This is a genomic window from Bacillus sp. 0102A, assembly GCF_036765155.1.
GTDB lineage: Bacteria > Bacillota > Bacilli > Bacillales > Bacillaceae > Bacillus > Bacillus subtilis_G.
On the sequence record NZ_JBAIZW010000008.1, the window covers coordinates 1 to 17,817 of the forward strand.

Consider the following 17,817-nt stretch of genomic DNA (forward strand, 5'->3'; position numbering starts at 1 on the left):
ATGAGCTGGGTTTTTTGGTTTATATCTGTACTGATTTGTTTTCTTCAGTATCCATTTTATCGAGCTTTCTGCTTTACAGGTTTTCTAATACTTTTAATACCAATACAATCCCCAGCATGATCAACATGAGAGTTGTAAATAACCAAAATGCAGTATGTATGAGAATTCATCTAGACGCCATCCAACTGCGATTGGCGGGATAGAACCGCCTAATCCGTTGGCAGCTAGCAGTATGCTTGTCGTTTGTTCTGTTTTTCCAAGGTAGAATTGATTGGTGATAATTAAAGCAATGGTAAACATGCCAGCCATAAATAAGCCTAAAAAGAAACAAAGAACAAACCCTGCAAAAACGGTTTTACTGATTGCTAAAATACAAAGTGAAATGAGGCCGCCGATATCAATCAGCCTGAGATAACGATGATAGGTTAGTTTTTCGGAAACCGGTCCGGTCAGTAAACGGCCTATGATCATACCGATCCAGTATATTGTTACCGTTATGGTTGCTAAGGGGTTAGAAATCTCCCATTTCTCAGCGAAGATAGAAGGGATAAAGTGAACAATCGATACTTCACTGGCTCCATAAAAAAGAAGTACGCAGCTGCTAAAGAAATAAACAGTAAGCCAAGTCTTCGAAAAACTTATAGGTGTTTGTTTTCCATTGCCCGAAGTGTCTGTTTGACGAATGAGCAAATCGTCTAAACTGCCAAAGCTCATTCGGCTCCAAACAAGCATCAGAAGAAATGAAATTAGCCCCAATACCAGAAATGCCAATGCCCATACCTTATTGCTAATTAAAAAACCAGACAGCAACGGCATGAAAAGGGCTCCTAAACCGTACGCTACTTCCATCTTACTCATGACGATTGCTTGTTTTTCTATAATTGCTGTTAAGATAATTGTTCCTACACAAGATTCTACCAGTCCGGGTATCATTTGCCGTGGATATGCCTCAGCTTGCTGAACTGATGATGTAGAAAACGCCGCTTGATAACTATGGGATGCCATTCAGGAATTGATGGGAATAGCTCCGTTGTCAAATGAGAGAAAAGATATTGCTGTTGTTAAAACGATTCTTGTTTCTCATCCGGATATGATATAATTCAAAGATGGCTTAAACCTAGTTTTAGCCATTTTTTTCTTCAGTATTCATCTTGCATATTTGATTAAAATTTAATATGATACTCTTTGTATAATAACTCCTTGCCTCTATACAACATACTCAACGTTTCCCCTTTTTCTTCGTTCGTTTGGCCTTTCCTTTTCTCCCGTAAAATAAAGAAAGCTCCCAGCACAATAGATACGGTGCGGATTTATTTTTTAAAAAAGGAGTCGTTATATTTGAATAATAGTTTTACATTAAAACAGCAATGGTTCGGTAATATCCGAAAAGACATTCTTGCTGGCATTTTAGTTGCATTAGCATTAATACCTGAAGCGATTGGCTTCTCGATTATAGCGGGTGTTGACCCGATGGTCGGTCTTTATGCGTCATTTTGTATAGCCATTATCATTTCTATTTTTGGCGGCAGACCTGGCATGATTTCAGCAGCTACCGGCTCAATGGCGGTCGTTATGGTGTCGCTGGTTGCTGATCATGGGCTTCAGTATTTATTTGCGGCTACGATTTTGACAGGAATCATTCAGATGATTTTAGGTATCAGTAAAATTGCGAGATTAATGAAATTTATCCCGCGTTCTGTGATGATTGGGTTTGTGAATGCGCTGGCGATCCTTATTTTTTCCGCGCAGCTTCCTCAGTTTGAAGGTGCTTCTTGGAGCATGTATGCGATGCTTGCCGGGTCGTTGGTTATTATTTATGTATTGCCGAGGTTTACAACTGCGATTCCGTCTCCGCTTGTGGCGATTATTGTGATGACGATTATTGCGGTCATTTTCCATGTAGATGTGCGGACGGTAGGAGATATGGGGAATATATCTAGTTCGTTGCCTCACTTCTTAATCCCTGATGTTCCGTTTACCTTTGAAACACTGCAAATCATTTTTCCTTATTCGATTGCTTTAGCATTTGTCGGATTACTTGAGTCTTTGCTGACTGCACAAATTATTGATGAAATGACGGATACGGACAGTGATAAAAATAAAGAGAGCCGCGGACAGGGAATTGCGAATATCGTGACTGGTTTCTTTGGCGGTATGGCAGGCTGCGCTATGATTGGACAATCTGTCATTAATACAAAAGCGGGCGGACGCGGACGCTTATCTGCATTTGTTGCTGGTGCTTTTCTGATGTTTTTAATTGCAGTCTTGAGTACTGTCGTCGTGAAAATTCCAATGGCTGCGTTAGTGGCTGTTATGGTTATGGTTTCTGTCGGCACATTTGATTGGTCTTCTTTAAAAGGCCTCAAAAAAGCGCCGCTCACAGACTCTATTGTCATGGTTGTGACTGTGATTACGGTTGTTGTGACGGATGACTTGTCTAAAGGCGTATTCGTCGGCGTTCTCTTAAGTGCGGTATTCTTTGTGGCAAAAATTTCGAAGCTGAAAATTGTTTCGCATGCAGGGGATCAAAAGCTGAGAACGTATCAAGTAAAGGGACAGATCTTTTTTGCGTCAGTGACTGATCTTACGAATGCGTTTATTTATCAAGAGGATATTGAGCGAGTCGTGATTGACTTAACTGAGGCCCATGTTTGGGATGATTCAGGAGCGGCTGCGCTTGATAAGATTGTTGCGAAGTTTAAGGAACAAGAAATTGAAGTTGAAGTAAAGGGTTTGAACAATGCTAGTAAAGCTCTTATGAAGCAAATGACATAAAGTGTGAAAGCCCAGATTGATGAGATCTGGGCTTTTTTATATCACATATGGCTGAACGGCATTGATATAATAGAGTGAGAAAGAAATATTTAATAGGAGACTTGTATATGACGCTTCAGAAGCTGAACCATGTATTGGGGAAAGTCATGCCGCTTTTAACGCCTGCTAGTGTTGTGCTGGGCGTGCTGCTGTCTCAATTTTTAAATGGGTATGAAAGTGCTGTGCCTTGGATCTTTGCTTTTATTACGTTTGCAGGCAGTTTGAGCGCTAACTTTCAATCTTTGAGACATGCGTTGTCTCATCCTCTTCCCATGATTCTTGCACTATTTGTTCTTCATATTTTCATGCCGCTTTTTGCTTGGGGCAGCGGCCATCTTATATTTAAAGGCGATCCTTTGACAATCACAGGTTTAACATTGGCTGTTGTGATTCCTACCGGGATTACAAGCTTGATTTGGGCAGCGATGTATAAAGGGAATGTCGGTTTGACGCTTTCGATTATCTTGGTTGATACGGTGCTGTCACCATTGATCGTACCGCTGAGCCTTTCATTGCTGGCCGGCGCTCAGGTTCATATGGATGTGTGGGGAATGATGAGAGGGCTGATTGTGATGGTTGTGATTCCTTCTTTTCTGGGCATGCTGTTTAATCAGATGTCATCTCCAGATAGAACCGCATCTGTTAGCAGTGCGCTGTCACCTTTTTCAAAGCTTTGTCTGATGGCTGTGATTGCGATTAACAGTTCAGCGATTGCCCCTTATTTCAAAGCAGTTGATTTGAGATTTGTAGGAATAGCTGTGACGGTCTTCTTTATTGCGTTAACAGGCTATGCCGCTGCTTGGCTGATCGGGAAAATAATGAAAAGACGCCAAGAGGAAATTGTATCTCTTATTTTTACGGGAGGCATGAGAAATATCAGTGCCGGCGCAGTTCTTGCCGTTACATTTTTCCCGTCTCAGGTTGCTGTTCCGGTGGTGATCGGCATGCTGTTTCAGCAGATACTTGCCGCGTTGTTTGGCTATATGGTGAATCGTTTTGAATTAAAACCTGTATTGCAGAAAGCATGAAAAAACCGCTCAATCTTATGAGCGGTTTTTTCCGTATAGCCACTCGAGCGCAGTGATGAACTGTTGGCAGAAGTACTTACGGTGGTGCACCGCCCCTTGTTCAATTGAAAGACATAGCTGATTTTCAGTGAAGCCTTTTTCTTTTAAACTTTGATGCACTTGCTTTGTATTCTGCAGCATATTTCGCTGTATAGATTGTTTTTCACAGCCTTCTTCACTGCCGACAGACATAAAGACACGTGCAGTGCCGGGCTTTAAAGAAGATAAATGAATGGCTTCGGCTGCGTTCTCGTACCAGTAGGAGCCTGAGATAGAGCCTATGTTTGCGAACACTGATGGATACTTTATTAAGGCGAACATTGAGATGAGTCCGCCTAATGAGGCACCGATCATTCCTCTTGACTGCGGTTCCCTGGTGACGTTCCAATTTTCTTCGATAAACGGAATGAATCGGTTTGTTATGTTAGACAGATAGTGATATCCCATGCCTCCGAAGTCCGGGAACCGATCACTGAGTGATGCAGCCGGCCAAGGGGTGTATTCATCCAGCCGACTTGCGGGTTCGATACCGATCAACACGAGCTCAGGCAGCCTTTGCTGCTGAAATGTACTTTCTAATAATTTGATTTGGTCTTGAAACAACGAACTTCCATCCTGCACGTAAACAGCAGGAAATCTCCTGCTGTCTGGGCTGTAGGAAGGAGGGAGGTACAGCGTAAATCTCCTTTCGCCGGCTTTGTGCTCTGAAAGAGATCCGTTCAAGCATTTTCCCCCTTTTTTTGCTTGAAAAGCAGGTATAAGAAATAAGGAACACCGAGGATCGCCAAAATGATGCCTGCGGGCACTTCCGCTGGCTGGAAAAACAGTTTTCCGGCAAAGTCTGCGCTTATTACAAGCAACATGCCGATTAAACCGCTCAGCGGCAGGATATTGCGGTGTTCGACACCAGCCAGTCTCCGTGAAATGTGGGGAGCGATTAAGCCGACAAACGCCATGCTGCCCGCTACGGAGACACAGGCGCTGATGATTGCTACGCAGGCGACGAGCAGGATGGTTTTTTCTTTATTTGATGAAATACCGAGGCTTCTGACTGTGTCTTCATCAAAACGAATGGTGTCCAGCAAGCGGGACTTGGCGATAAGAATAGGTATAAACAGCAGCATCCATGGGAGAACGGCTGTGATGTAAGTCCAATTGGCAGACCAGATGCTTCCGTTTTTCCACACCATGGCCATTTGATAGTCTTGCGGGTCCATTTTTAATGATAAAAACAAAGACAGGGCGCTGAATCCAGAATTGATCGCGATGCCTACTAGAATAATTCTTCCTGAATCTAAATTGCCTCTGTGCCATGCAAATATGTAAATCAGGAGCGCCGCAATCAGTCCGCCTATCAACCCGAAAAATGGCATTCCTATCGCCGCAACTATAGATGTCACTTCCTTCTGGCCTTGAAACAAGAGCATAAACGCCACAATCCCGGCTCCCGCCCCCGCGTTAATTCCGAGTATTCCTGGGTCTGCAAGGCCGTTTCTTGTGATGGCTTGGATGACGGCGCCCGCAATGCCAAGACCGAGTCCGATAATGGCCGCCATGACAATTCGCGGCAGTCTTAAATCGAACAGCAAAATTTTATACTGCGGATTCGGATCGATCTGAAAAAGAGTGGAGAGCAGCTCAGCCGGCTGAACGGAAAATGATCCGCTCGTTAAGCTGAAATAGCTGACAACGAGAATCAAAGCGATGAACACTGCATATTTTTTAGCCATTTTGCTCCCCTCCTTTTCGTTTAATCAAATAAAGGAAGAAAGGCACACCGATTATGGATGTCACGACTTCAATCGGTGTTTCAAACGGATAATTGATAAATCTGCTTGCGAGATCACACAAGGTTAAAAAGACTCCGCCCAAAATGCATGAACACGGAATCAGCCTGTTATAATCTGAGCCGACAAGAAATCTTGTGATATGCGGAACAACCAATCCGACAAACGCAATTTTGCCGGCGAGCGCTACGGCACTGCCGGTTAAAATGATGACTGAAAGCATCGCCATGATTTTAATGGTTTTTTTCTTTTGTCCCAGACTTTTAGAAATGTCGTCGCCTAATGATACAGCAGTCACCTTTTTGCTGAGGGAAACAGCTATCACGATGCCGACCAGAAAAAACGGTGCGGCAAGCTTCAGAAAATCAGGACTCATTTGATGAAGTCTGGCGCTGTACCAAAAACTGAGATCCTGCGATATTTGAAAATAAATCGACATGGCTGCTGATAAACTGCTAAGCAGCATGCTTGTAACTGTGCCGATAATGGCAAGCTGCACGGGGGAAAACCCGTTAGGCATCATGGCGGCAAGGCTGAATACTAGAACGGCTCCTAATGTCGAGCCGATAAAAGAGTAAATGATCATCTCAATGGAAGACGATTGCGGGAGCAGAACCATACAAAGCGTGATAATAAACGCGGAACCATCTGAAACGCCCATAATCGATGGCGAAGCTAAATAATTGCGCGTAATGCCTTGCATAAGCGCTCCAGAAACAGCAAGGGCTGCCCCTATGAGCAGAGCGCCGGCAGCCCTTGGAATCCGGGAATGCCATATAATTTGATGGTCTGTGTTTCCCGGATCGAAATGAATAAGAGATGTAAAAACAATATCTGTGCTTAGATGCTTTGCGCCATATAGGATCGAAAGCAGCAGCGACAGTGCAATAGCAAATGGAGAAGTAATCAATATGATACGTGTCCACTGTTTTGAATACATACAAAAACCTACTCTGAATTAGTTTTGTGTCAATTTTTCAGCAGCCGCTTTCAGGAAGCGGACTTTGCTCCAAGCTGTGCCGCCTTGTGCGAGAGGATCGACTGAGTTAACGTACACATGATCTTCTTTGACTGCTTTAAGGCTTTTCCAGATTGGATTTTTCTCTAAATCTTTTAATGCATCAGGTTTATCTGCATTTTCATCATCAGAAAATTGAACGAAGATATGGTCTGGATTCATTTCGCTTAATTTTTCTAATGAAATCAGTTCTTGCGCTTTTGCAGCTTTTACTTCGTCCGGCGCTTTAAGACCTAAATCACCATAAAGTGTGGAGTTGAAGTACACCTGTTCAGGGTAAATGTAAATGTTGCCTTGTCTGATTCTAATGACAAGCGCTTTTGAATCTTTTGCTTTTTCGTTGATTTTTGTTTTTGTTTCTTTTAAATCCTGTTCATAGTCTGCAATGATTTTTTTCGCCTTTTTCTCTTTACCAGTCAGCTGGGCAAGGAGCATCATATTTTCCTTCCAGTTTGAAGAGATGTGAGAAACCGGGATTGTTGTGCCGGCTGTACTTATTTTTTGCAGTGTTTTTTCTGGGAACTTTGTTGAAGCAAGGATGACATCTGGCTTCATCTCAAGAATCTTTTCAATGTTTGGCTCCATTTTTTCTCCGGTTGGTTGGGCTTTGTCTGTGATGTCTTTGAACATTTCAGGGAATTTGCCGGAGAATGAAATCGCGCCTTGCGGATGAACGTCAAGCAGTTTCGCGTCTTCCATCGACTCAACACTTCCCGTTATGGCAATTTTGTCTGTTGGTACAGTTACTTCATATGTGTTATCCAGGTATTCAATTTTCTTCTTCTCGGATGCTGTGCTGCTTGCCTTGCTGGCAGTTGATTCATTTTTGTTGCCGCAAGCTGCCGCTGTCAGCGCGAGAAGCAAGATTAATAAGGTAAGAGATATTTTTTTCATTTATAGAGCCTCCTGTTCAATTGATAACTATTATCAATTGGAATTATAGAGAATGAACGGATATAACACCATGGACAAATTCCATATTTATCATGGACAATCACCGGATAGTAAAGAAATGGTTTGCTGAACAATCCGTTCATGGCCGCAAGCCGAGTATTCATTCCAAGGGTCAAAGGATAGAAGGTATACACGGTTATTCCGCACTGCGCTTAGGTTTTGCCATGCTTCTGTCTGCTGCAATTGCTGGTAATAAGCAATGGTTTCAGGCTCTTTAAATAGAAAAAGCATTAAGCAGTCAGCTTGGTAATTTGCGATATTTTCTACCGAAATCGTTTGCTCTGAAGGCGTGTCTTCCGTTTTTGCGGAGCAGAATTCTAAATCTCCAAAAAAGACTTCGCGGACGCTTCGATGATGTGCCAGATAAAAATTTTGCTTATGCAGCCTCAGAAAGAGAAAACGCTGCCCTTGGGTGTGCTGAAGTGTTTTTTTGGCGACCGCCGTCTGCTGGTCATAGGCCGCGAGCCACTTTTCTGCTTCGGACTCTTCCTTTAAGAATGAGGCGGTTTGCAGAAAGTGAGTTCTCCAGCTTTCTTCTGAAGCAAAATAAATGACTTCTGCGATGCGATTCAGATGATTTTTTTCTTCTTGAGAAATAGAATCCATGCTGAAAATCACATCTGGTTCGGCTTGAGATAACGTATTCAGGTTTTCTTCCCATTTTTCATTAAACCGGTATGCGCTGAGCTGGACGGGTATATCTGTCGAATAATGCTGATAGTAGTAAGACGTCCATTTTGGATGGAGCGCGGCCGCAAACGGTATGTGATGAAGAGGGATGAGGTGGCCCATTGTGCCCCTTCCGTACGCGGCAATTTTTTTTCGTCGTTTTTTCATATAGCTTGTAGGTGAGCAGCCTGTATGCTTTTTAAAGATTCTGCTGAAATAAAATTCATCTTGATAGCCGGTTTGATGAGCGATTTCTTTCAATTTGCAGTTTGATCTTGCCATGAGCCGTTTTGCTCTGGTGATTCGCGTTTTTGTGATAAATTCTGTTACGCTTTGACCTGTCCATTTTTTAAAGGTTTCGCTGTAGTGTTTGGCGCTGATCCCTGCCATTTGCGACAACTGGGCAAGTGTCATTTTTGTTTCTGCATGAGTTTCGATGTATTGTTTTGTTTTCTCGATTGCTGAGTGTGTATCCGTTTGATCAGATACACTGGCAGTCATGAGGTCATAAATCAGGCTTTGTACTTCAATCATACATTTTAGGTGAGAAAGCTGAGACGATTCATTCCATAGCGCAGCAAGCTCTTGAAGCCGGGCTGCAAGGTTTTCGATATGTGATATATTCACAAGCTTCAGTTTGGCTAATTCCGTTTCTGTACATGGCGTTAAGATATCTCGTCCAGATTCCTTGATATAGCTTTGAATCCTGATCAGACAGGTATCTATATGTCCTTCGGCTGCAGGCGTAAAGCCGAAGGTTTCGTTAGGCGGACAAACATAAAGCGTCTTTTTTTGCAGAGGACTGATGCTTGTTCCGATCGAAATATGGCCGTTTCCTTTGACATGAAAGATCAGTACGAATGAATCGGCTAATTGCTGTTCTGAGAAGAGATCACTTGTATTTTTAAGATATTCAATTTGTATGGGATAATAAATCACTGTATTTTGCAAGAGTAGACCACCTTTTCAGAAACGTTCAATTGATAATCATTTTCAATAAGATTGTACCAAATAAATGAAAGTTTTCCTATATAAAGTGGGTGGGTTTTTGTCATAAAAAAACCCTTACTCCCGTTTGAAAGTAAGGGTCTTTTGTTCGGTAAGAACATGTTACACGTGTAACATACGAAACTTACGTCTAATAGATGAGATGCTTTTTTCTTGTTTTACTGAATTGTTTGAGTGGTTTTTCATAGCGATCTATGATGTCTTCTATAGAAGTGCCATTTTTAATTTCTGTTTTGATCCAACCGTTGCCTGCCAGTTTATCAAATGAACCTGTTGCCAGGAACTCAAAATCCTCAGGATAGAGGTCGTGTATTGTTTTAATGAGTGAAAGGCCTGTTCTAACCGCTTCAAACTTTTTTCGGTCTGTCACATAGAGCTGAACACCATGGCAAAGCATTCCCTGATGTTTAGAAAATGTCGGCGTAAAGGAAGCTGCCCTGAATGTGACGCCTGGCAGATGGAGTCTGTTTAATGTTTCTGCAAGTTCTGTGCTTTTGATAAAGGGAGCCCCAATCAATTCGAATGGCTTTGTTGTCCCCCGCCCTTCGGATATATTTGTTCCTTCAATCAGTCCGGTTGCAGAATATACAAATGTGCTCTCTATCGTCGGCATGTTAGGTGATGGGAGGACGAAAGGCAGTCTGGTGTCGTCAAAATCCATTTTCCGTTTCCAGTGTTTCATTTTTACCACTGTCAGTTCGGCATCAATGTCAAATTCCTTGTTGAACAGCAAAGCCAATTCGCCTATTGTCATTCCGTGCTTTAGCGGAATGGGATACAGTCCGACAAATGAGGCGTACTCAGGCTCTAAGACTGGTCCTTCAGTATGATCCCCGCCTTGAGGATTCGGTCGGTCCAGCACCATAAAAGGAATGCCGTTTTCTTTAGCGGCTTCCATAGCGTATGCCATTGTATAAATGTACGTGTAGTAACGGGTCCCGACATCCTGAATGTCAAACATAAGAACATCGACATTTTTCAGCATCTCTGGAGTCGGTTTCCTCGTTTTTCCGTAGAGGCTGTATACGGGAATCCCGGTTTTTTCGTCAATGTAAGAGCCGACTTTGTCTCCCGCCTGAGCATCGCCGCGGACGCCGTGCTCAGGGCCGAATAAAGCTGTCAGTTTAATATCAGGGTTTTCGTGAAGAATATCGACACTGCTTTTCAGAGATGCGTTTACGCCGGTTGGATTGGTGATTAATCCGATTCGTTTTCCTTTGAGATGTTTTTTATAAACTGGCAAAAGCGTGTCTATGCCGGTCTGGACTTTAGGTTTTTTAGCCGTTTGATTCTTGGAATCGGGTGATGCCGAGGCGGCTGTTATCGTTCCAAACATGATGAGCCCTGTGAGAAAAGCAAATATTGTTTTTCTCATGAGTCCCTCCTTATGAAAACGGTTTTCCCGTTTTGATATTTAATCCGTAGCCATATGGATAAAGGATGTCTCCCGGTTTCGTGACTGACGGAATGTCAACTGGGAGTGTGCCTTTAGGTTTTGCCTGACCGAATATCGCCATAACTCCAGCCGGAATATTGGGTTGAAGATAACGGCCATTCGCGTGTCCTTTAAAGCCATAGACAGCAATGAGTGCCTTAGCTTCCTCAAAATTGGCGGCATCATATGGATTGCGTATGCTCATTAAGACAAATGGCTTGTTGTGCTGCAGTGCGGCTTTCATGACAACCCTCGGAAATACAGTGGCCCATTTGCTTGAATCTGATATGGTGTCGTCGATGACACCGTCGTTGACGACAGGGTCATTTTTCACGACGTAGGAGCCGGTAATGATATAATCAGCCTCTTTTACTTGTTTTTCATGCTTGGCACTAAATACTTGGTTGGCAAAATTGATTTTGCTGAGGGACACGGGTTTGATTTTCTTTCGCTTGATGAGATCACGAATGGTTTGTTCAATTGAAGCGGTTTGTTCTTCGTAAGGCGCGATAATTAAGATTCGGCTGTCTTTTTTAGGTTTGAACGGCAAGGTGCGCTGTTCATTTTTTAAAACGGTCACTGCTTTTTCGGCTATATTTTTCTCTACTTTCAAGTGACGCTTGCTTCCTACGATTTTCTGGGCTTTGGCTATTTTTTCTTTTATGCTGTCGTCATGTCGAGCTGGATACATACCGCGTTTTATTTTCAGGGAAATGATTCTTTCAACCGATTTGTTGATTTGTTGTACAGGAATGTCACCGTTGTTCACGGCTGATTTTAAAGCTTGAATAACACGGGCGAATTTCTGTTCTTCTTTCAGAGAAGTAACTGAGGCAGGCATTAATGCAATATCGACGCCGGCTTTTACAGCCATCACCACAGCCTCTTCCTGACCGAAATGATCTGCGATTGCTTTCATATTGAGAGCATCGGTAACGATGACGCTGTCAAAGCCCATTTCCTGACGAAGAAGACCGGTCATCACCTTTTTCGAGAGTGTAGCCGGAACCAGAATGTCCGATCCATCGAGTTTGCTTTTGTATGTGGTGCCATCAAAGGCAGGAAATTGAACGTGAGCTGTCATCACCATATCAGCACCGGCATCAATGGCTCTTTGAAAAGGATAGAGCTCGATCTCACGAAGGCGTTCTTGGCTATGGGGTACGAGAGGCAGTCCGTAATGGCTGTCAACGTCCGTGTCTCCATGTCCCGGGAAATGTTTGAGGGCAGAGGCTATATCTTGCCGCTGCAAACCTTTCATCGTGTATAAACCGAGTCGTGCTGTCAGTTCTCGATTGGAGCTGAATGACCGTACGCCGATGACCGGATTATCAGGATTATTATTAATGTCCATGACAGGGCTGAAATCCGTATTAATGCCTAAGGCTGAAAGCTCTTTTCCAATGATACTGCCAGTCTGATAGGCATTGATTCTGCTTCTGGCTGCACCTAGTGCCATATTCCCCGGGAAATTAGTCCCCTCTCCTAATCTCGTTACGATGCCCCCTTCCTGATCAATACTTAGCATGAGAGGGATTTTGGGGCTGGCTTTTTGGTAAGTGTCTGTCAATTGAACAGTTTGTTTTGTTGTTTTTACATTTTCCGCAAAAAGGATGACGCCGCCGAATTGATATTTCTTGATGAGGCTAGCGACTTCCTTATTCATTTCTGTAAAGGCTTGCGGAGAAGGCTCGCCCTCCTTTTGCCAATTTCTGAAATCAGGCATCAGCATCTGGCCGAGTTTTTCATCTAACGTCATGCGATTGACAAGCTGCTTGGCGTTGGGTGAGCTGTTGGATGAAGCAGCTTTTGCTTGGCTGGCGCCGAGAAAACATGAAAGAAAGAGAACGGCTGAAAGGATAAGCGGAAAGACAGGTTTCATAGAAACTTCCTCCTATCGTTGAATCATTTATTCCATCGCTTCATAAATCGCGGTAATGACGCTCCCGTAACTGCCTGTTGGAAATTGATCACCCTCAAACACGTTAGGATTTTCCTCTGGATCAGCAACTGGTGAATGCTTTTTGTTTGTTAACAATGCAATGCCTAAATTGTAAGTTGGATCAATGATCGTAACTGTCCCTGTCCAGCCGGTATGCCCGTAAGCACTTTCGCTGGCATAGGAGCCAAACATCCATTTCATGCTTTTACTGCCGTTTCGCCGCCAGCCAAGAGCGTATGTTGGGTCTGTTGCTGAAGGTGCCGTGAACAGGTCGGCTGTTTTCTGATCAAATAAAGAAACGCTTCGGTATGATCCTTTGTTTAGCATGACTTGCAGCAGAATGGCCATATCATCTGCATTTGAGAACAATCCGGCATGTCCGGACACGCCTCCCATTGAGTAAAATGCTTTTTCGTCATGCACTTCTCCTTGCAGCGTATCTGTACGGATGTTAGGGAAATGAATAAAGCCGTCCCGCGTATTGCCCATACGTTCAGTCGCTGCGAATTGCTTCGGTTTAAATCCTTTTTGCAACGGATTGTATAAGGTATGCTTCAGCCCCAACGGCTTGTAAAGTTCTTGCTCCGCATATACATCAAGCGGTTTACCGGTGAGATTTTCGACAATACTGCCGAGGAGCATATATCCTATGTCGCTGTATACGTGTTTTGTCCCTGTTTCATAATCGAGCGGAATTTTCGTTAAATATTCCATCGTTTTATCCCGATCCTGAGAATAGTACATTCCGGCTTTTTCCGGTGAGTAAAAGTAAAAGCTTGCGGGAAGTCCTGATTGGTGCTGCAGGACATCGATGACACGAATATTGTTTTTTCCTTTTATGAGGTCTCCCGGCTTCTCCTTGAAATCAGGCAAATAAGCAGAAACCTTCTCGTAGACGTCGAGTTTTCCTTGGCTGACTAAGCGCTGCAATGCAAAATTCGTTGCATACATTTTTGTATTTGAGGCCAAGTCAAACATCGTGTGGTTTTTCATTTTAACTGGACGGCGCAGCAGCTCTGATCCTTCGTACTTTTTACTGTAGCCGTACGCTTCTTTTTTAATGATGCGGCCGTCCTTCACGATGACAAGAACGGCGCCTGGAAATCCTGCTTCAACATCCCGTTCTATCATCCGATCAACCTTCCTTAGTTTCTTCGATGAGAATTGTACAGTTTCTGAATTTATGGTTTTCGGCTCAATTTGGTTGTCTGCTGTTTGCGCGAAGGTTTCGTTCGACACCAATATAGAAAAGGTTAAAATGGCACTGAATAAGGAAAGTGTCTTTGTTTTCATAGGCTTGCTCCTTTCCATGCTTCTATCCCGTTACTATCCCAAAAACAGAAACCATTTAATCGAACTGAGAAGCCATTTCATCTTTATATCCGAACGCGTAGGTCAATAAAAAGCCGGCCGCATAGGAAATAAAGAGTCCGATGATATATAGGATAATTTGCGAAGACAGGACGAGAAAGGAAAGCGGCAGCCCGGAGACACCAATGGCAATGGTGGCTACCTGAAAATATGCTTGAAAAGCGCCACCGATTCCAGCACCTAAGCATGCTGTTAAAAACGGACGTCCAAGTGGCAACGTAACTCCGAAGATTAGCGGTTCACCAATGCCGAGAAACCCTGGGGGGAGCCCGCCGGCGATCGCTTTTCTTAATGTTGTTTTTTTCGTTTTGACAAAGATGGCAAAGGCCGCGCCTACCTGTCCCGCGCCTCCCATCGCCAGAATCGGGAGCAGAGGGTCATTTCCAATTGAATTGATCAGTTCCATGTGCACAGGCGTCAAGCCTTGATGCAGTCCGGTCACGACGAGAGGAAGGAAGGTCGCGCCCAAAATAAAGCCTGCAGCGATGCCGCCGATGTCCAGGATGGACAGAAGGCCGGATGTAATAGCATCAGAAATGAAGCCGCCTAAAGGCATAAATACGACATACGTTACGATTCCGGTGATTAACAGTGAAACGGTTGGAGTGACAATGATATCAAGTGATTGAGGAATAAAACGGCGGATAAATTGTTCGGTGTAAGCGATGAATATGGCTGCGAAAAGAACTCCGATCAGCCCTCCCCTGCCCGGAAGAAGCTGTTCTCCGAATAAAACGATCTTTGCGATCTCCGGATTCAAAATCAAGATCCCCGCCAGAGCACCAAGAGCGGGTGTTCCGCCAAATTCTTTCGATGCGTTAATACCGACGAGAATGCCGAGATAAGTGAACAGCCCGGAGCCGATGACTGTCAAGATAATAGCGACTTGTGATTCTGCAGAGAGCCATTCGGCTTGAATGATTGCTTTGGTAATCCCAGTAATTAAACCGGAAGCGACGAGTGCGGGAATTAGCGGGATAAAGACGCTGGCAATTTTACGTAAGAAAAGCTTAAATGGAGTGGCGTTTTTTCGGTTTATATCGGCTTTCTTTTTGGCAGCTGCATCTTTGACATCGATATCTTCTTCTGCTGAGACAAGCTTTGAGAAAGCGGCTGTGACATGATTGACGATTCCTGCTCCGAGGATGATTTGGATGGTTTCAGCTTCGACGACCCCCAATACGCCGTCAAGCTCTCTTAAAGCGTGAGCATCTGTTTTGCTTTCATCGTAAGGCGTAATACGCAGGCGCGTCATGCAATGCGTATACGATGAAATATTGGATTTTCCTCCGCATAGCTCAAGGATTTTCTTTGCGAGATGATGGTAGTTATTTTCTTTGCTCATCAAAACCCCTCCTCATCAAGATGCCTTATTTTTTTCTCATAGATTTTATGGCTGCTCTTGTTTTATCGATATATCCGGTTGTTTCTTCGTACTGCTCAGCCGCCATGCCTAAAAACAAAACATCAATCATAAAAAGCTGGGCGAGGCGGGAGGAAGTGGCTGCACTTCGAATCAGGGCTTCATTGGAGTGTGCTGTGTGCAACGGGACATCAGCCAGCGCGGAGACGGATGTCTGACTGAATTGTGTGAGGCTGATCGTTTTGATGCTTTTATCCTTAGCCATCGTGAGCAGCTCAATGATTTCCTGCGTCTCTCCTGAAAACGAAATAGCGAATACGATGTCATCCTTATCTGCATTTGCGATTAATGATGCCACAAGATGAGTGTCTGTGAACGCGGTTGCTAGTTTATGAATGCGAAGCCACTTTTGCTGGGCGTCCTTGGCGACAATGCCGGAAGCCCCGACGCCGATAAAATGCACAGTATGAGCTTGGAGAAGCAGAGAAACCGCTCGTTCAAGCTCTTTGTAGTCCATCAGGTCTGAGGTGTCCTGAATGGCTTGAATGGCATTGCCGGCTGCTTTTTCAGAAATGGAGGACAGCGGTTCGTGGGGCGCAATGTCCCGGTAGCCTTGAACAGCAGGCTTTGCCAGATCGCCTGCTACTCTCATTTTTAAATCTTGAAAACCCTTTAGTCCGAGTGATTTGCAGAGCCTGATGACGGCAGCGTCACTTGAATTGGCTAAGGCGCTGATTTCGCTGACAGTGTTTTCTATTGCCTTGTGGGGATGAGTTAGGATGTAATCCGCAAGTTTACGCTCGGATGGAGGGAGCTTGTGCTTCATTGATTGGATGATCGCTAAACCGCCTGTTACCATGCTCGGTCTCTCCTTATCATGAATGGTAGTTTTCGATTGCTTTGTCTATAAAACCGTTTGCTTCATCAAGCAATGATTTAGCTTTTTCTTGATCTGTGCTTGTTTTGAGCATGAGGATTGCTGTTTTGACGTGATGATTGGCTTGTTCCAGTGTATGTCTGGCTGTGTCGTATGAAGCGTTAGTGAGGCTTTGGATGATGCTGATGGCGCGTTCTTTTAGTTTCTTATTGCTGACGTTGACGTCTACCATCAAGTTTTCGTAAACCTTGCCGATTTTGACCATTACTGCGGTGGATATCATGTTTAGAATCATTTTATGAGCGGTTGCGGCTTTCATACGTGTTGATCCTGTAATGGCCTCAGGCCCAACAACAACCTCAATGCTGTGATCCGCTTCCTTGCTGATGACGGAATTTTCATTGCAGGTAAGGGCGATGGCGTGTGCTCCTACTTTACGGGCGTATGTGAGGGCGCCTGCGGCATAAGGTGTGCGGCCGCTTGCTGCAATGGCAATGACGGTGTCGTTTGACGTAAGCTGTATGTTTTTTAAATCTTCGGCTCCTGCTTCTTCACTGTCTTCAATGCCCTCTGCTGCCTGCAAAAATGCTTTGGGGCCTCCAGCCATAATTCCGATGACCTGATCTGGGCTTACGCTGTAGGTGGGAGGACATTCAACAGCATCCATGACACCGAGTCTGCCGCTTGTGCCGGCGCCTGTGTATATGAGCCGGCCACCATTTTGAAAAGAGTTGTATGCGCAGTCTACAGCTGTTTTAATATCAGGGAGAACCTGCTGAACGGCGGCAGCGACTTTCAAATCTTCGTTGTTGATCATCTTGAGGATGCCGAGAGTGTTTGTTTTGTGGATTTCCGCTGTTTGGCTATTGCGTGATTCTGTTGTAAGCCGGTGAAGGTTTAATGGTTCTGACATGAGGATGCCCCCTGTTTTAAAATGATCTATCTTACTATTCAGTATATTCACTTTCGTTATGATATTTCAACTGGGTTTTATATTTTTGAAATATTATTTCACCCGAGACTATAGGAAATAATGAAGAATCAGCTGTTCTCCGAGCGGCCCGATTTTTCGCCGTCCTTTATCTAGGAACCCGCTTTTCATATAAAGGTGTTTTGCGCGTGTGTTTAGGTGATTGACGGCCAAAATGATTTCATCGCACCATGGAAAATAACTGCTCACAAACGAGGGAAGCTGAAGCATTGCTTTTCTTGCATAGCCTTTTCCATGATGTACAGCGTTTAAAGACAGGGAGCTGAGCAGTAAAGCAAATGGATTGCTAGTATAGGGAGCAAGCGTTTCTTTTGATGTATGTAAAATGAAAAAGCCGACTGGCAGATTGTCATTTAAGATGACAGCCGGATACCGGTCCTGTATGCCTAAGGCCTGAGTCAGCACCTCTTTGGGGAGAGAGGTAAAGCGCTCGTCATCGTTGTTTAGGGTGAATGATTGAAGTTCCGGCCAATGTTCAGGTTTATAGAAGGATAAAGAAATGTCTTGAGTCATGGGGTGCC

At 44.1% G+C, this 17,817-nt stretch carries 14 protein-coding genes and 1 pseudogene; 2 read left to right on the forward strand and 13 right to left on the reverse strand.

Annotated features, from left to right (window positions below; genetic code table 11):
- Positions 1 to 73 precede the first annotated feature (73 nt).
- A pseudogene (locus tag V6D41_RS17235) lies at positions 74 to 924 on the reverse strand (MFS transporter); the annotation flags it as partial.
- Positions 925 to 1,338: 414 nt separating this feature from the next.
- Here V6D41_RS17235 and V6D41_RS17240 point away from each other — a divergent pair.
- A complete protein-coding gene (locus V6D41_RS17240) occupies positions 1,339 to 2,775 on the forward strand; it encodes a SulP family inorganic anion transporter (protein ID WP_333519059.1) in 1,437 nt (478 codons plus the stop codon).
- 146 nt (positions 2,776 to 2,921) lie between these two features.
- Entirely contained in the window at positions 2,922 to 3,842 is a 921-nt protein-coding gene (locus tag V6D41_RS17245; protein WP_333519236.1) for a bile acid:sodium symporter family protein, read from the forward strand.
- A gap of 15 nt (positions 3,843 to 3,857) precedes the next feature.
- Here V6D41_RS17245 and V6D41_RS17250 read toward each other — a convergent pair whose 3' ends face one another.
- From V6D41_RS17250 to V6D41_RS17305, 12 genes are all read right to left on the reverse strand, one after another.
- Entirely contained in the window at positions 3,858 to 4,604 is a 747-nt protein-coding gene (locus tag V6D41_RS17250; protein WP_333519060.1) for an alpha/beta hydrolase, read from the reverse strand.
- A complete protein-coding gene (feuC, locus tag V6D41_RS17255; RefSeq protein WP_333519061.1) occupies positions 4,601 to 5,611 on the reverse strand; it encodes an iron ABC transporter permease FeuC in 1,011 nt (336 codons plus the stop codon). The genes V6D41_RS17250 and feuC overlap by 4 nt, the downstream gene beginning before the upstream one ends.
- Complete coding sequence (locus V6D41_RS17260) at positions 5,604 to 6,608, reverse strand: FecCD family ABC transporter permease (protein ID WP_148962805.1); 1,005 nt, start codon at positions 6,606 to 6,608, stop codon at positions 5,604 to 5,606. The genes feuC and V6D41_RS17260 overlap by 8 nt, the downstream gene beginning before the upstream one ends.
- 18 nt (positions 6,609 to 6,626) lie before the next feature.
- Positions 6,627 to 7,580 (reverse strand): iron ABC transporter substrate-binding protein FeuA, encoded by a 954-nt coding sequence (gene feuA, locus V6D41_RS17265; RefSeq protein WP_333519062.1) that lies wholly within the window; start codon positions 7,578 to 7,580, stop codon positions 6,627 to 6,629.
- Positions 7,581 to 7,670: 90 nt separating this feature from the next.
- Entirely contained in the window at positions 7,671 to 9,260 is a 1,590-nt protein-coding gene (gene btr / locus V6D41_RS17270; protein WP_333519063.1) for a bacillibactin transport transcriptional regulator Btr, read from the reverse strand.
- Between the two features lie 187 nt (positions 9,261 to 9,447).
- The gene (locus V6D41_RS17275; RefSeq protein WP_333519064.1) at positions 9,448 to 10,692 is read right to left on the reverse strand and encodes an exo-beta-N-acetylmuramidase NamZ family protein; all 1,245 of its coding nucleotides are present in this window, start codon (positions 10,690 to 10,692) and stop codon (positions 9,448 to 9,450) included.
- 10 nt (positions 10,693 to 10,702) lie between these two features.
- The gene (locus V6D41_RS17280; protein WP_333519065.1) at positions 10,703 to 12,634 is read right to left on the reverse strand and encodes a glycoside hydrolase family 3 protein; all 1,932 of its coding nucleotides are present in this window, start codon (positions 12,632 to 12,634) and stop codon (positions 10,703 to 10,705) included.
- Positions 12,635 to 12,661: 27 nt separating this feature from the next.
- Entirely contained in the window at positions 12,662 to 13,987 is a 1,326-nt protein-coding gene (pbp4b, locus tag V6D41_RS17285; RefSeq protein ID WP_333519066.1) for a penicillin binding protein PBP4B, read from the reverse strand.
- 55 nt (positions 13,988 to 14,042) lie between these two features.
- Positions 14,043 to 15,410, reverse strand: a complete 1,368-nt coding sequence (locus V6D41_RS17290) for a PTS transporter subunit EIIC (protein ID WP_148962811.1) — start codon at positions 15,408 to 15,410, stop codon at positions 14,043 to 14,045.
- Between the two features lie 25 nt (positions 15,411 to 15,435).
- On the reverse strand, positions 15,436 to 16,287 hold the full coding sequence (locus tag V6D41_RS17295) for a MurR/RpiR family transcriptional regulator (RefSeq protein WP_333519067.1): 852 nt from the start codon (positions 16,285 to 16,287) through the stop codon (positions 15,436 to 15,438).
- 16 nt (positions 16,288 to 16,303) lie between these two features.
- Positions 16,304 to 17,218: an N-acetylmuramic acid 6-phosphate etherase gene (murQ, locus tag V6D41_RS17300; RefSeq protein WP_333519068.1), complete on the reverse strand. Its 915-nt coding sequence runs from the start codon at positions 17,216 to 17,218 to the stop codon at positions 16,304 to 16,306.
- Positions 17,219 to 17,326: 108 nt separating this feature from the next.
- A complete protein-coding gene (locus V6D41_RS17305) occupies positions 17,327 to 17,809 on the reverse strand; it encodes a GNAT family N-acetyltransferase (protein WP_333519069.1) in 483 nt (160 codons plus the stop codon).
- Between the last annotated feature and the right edge of the window lie 8 nt (positions 17,810 to 17,817).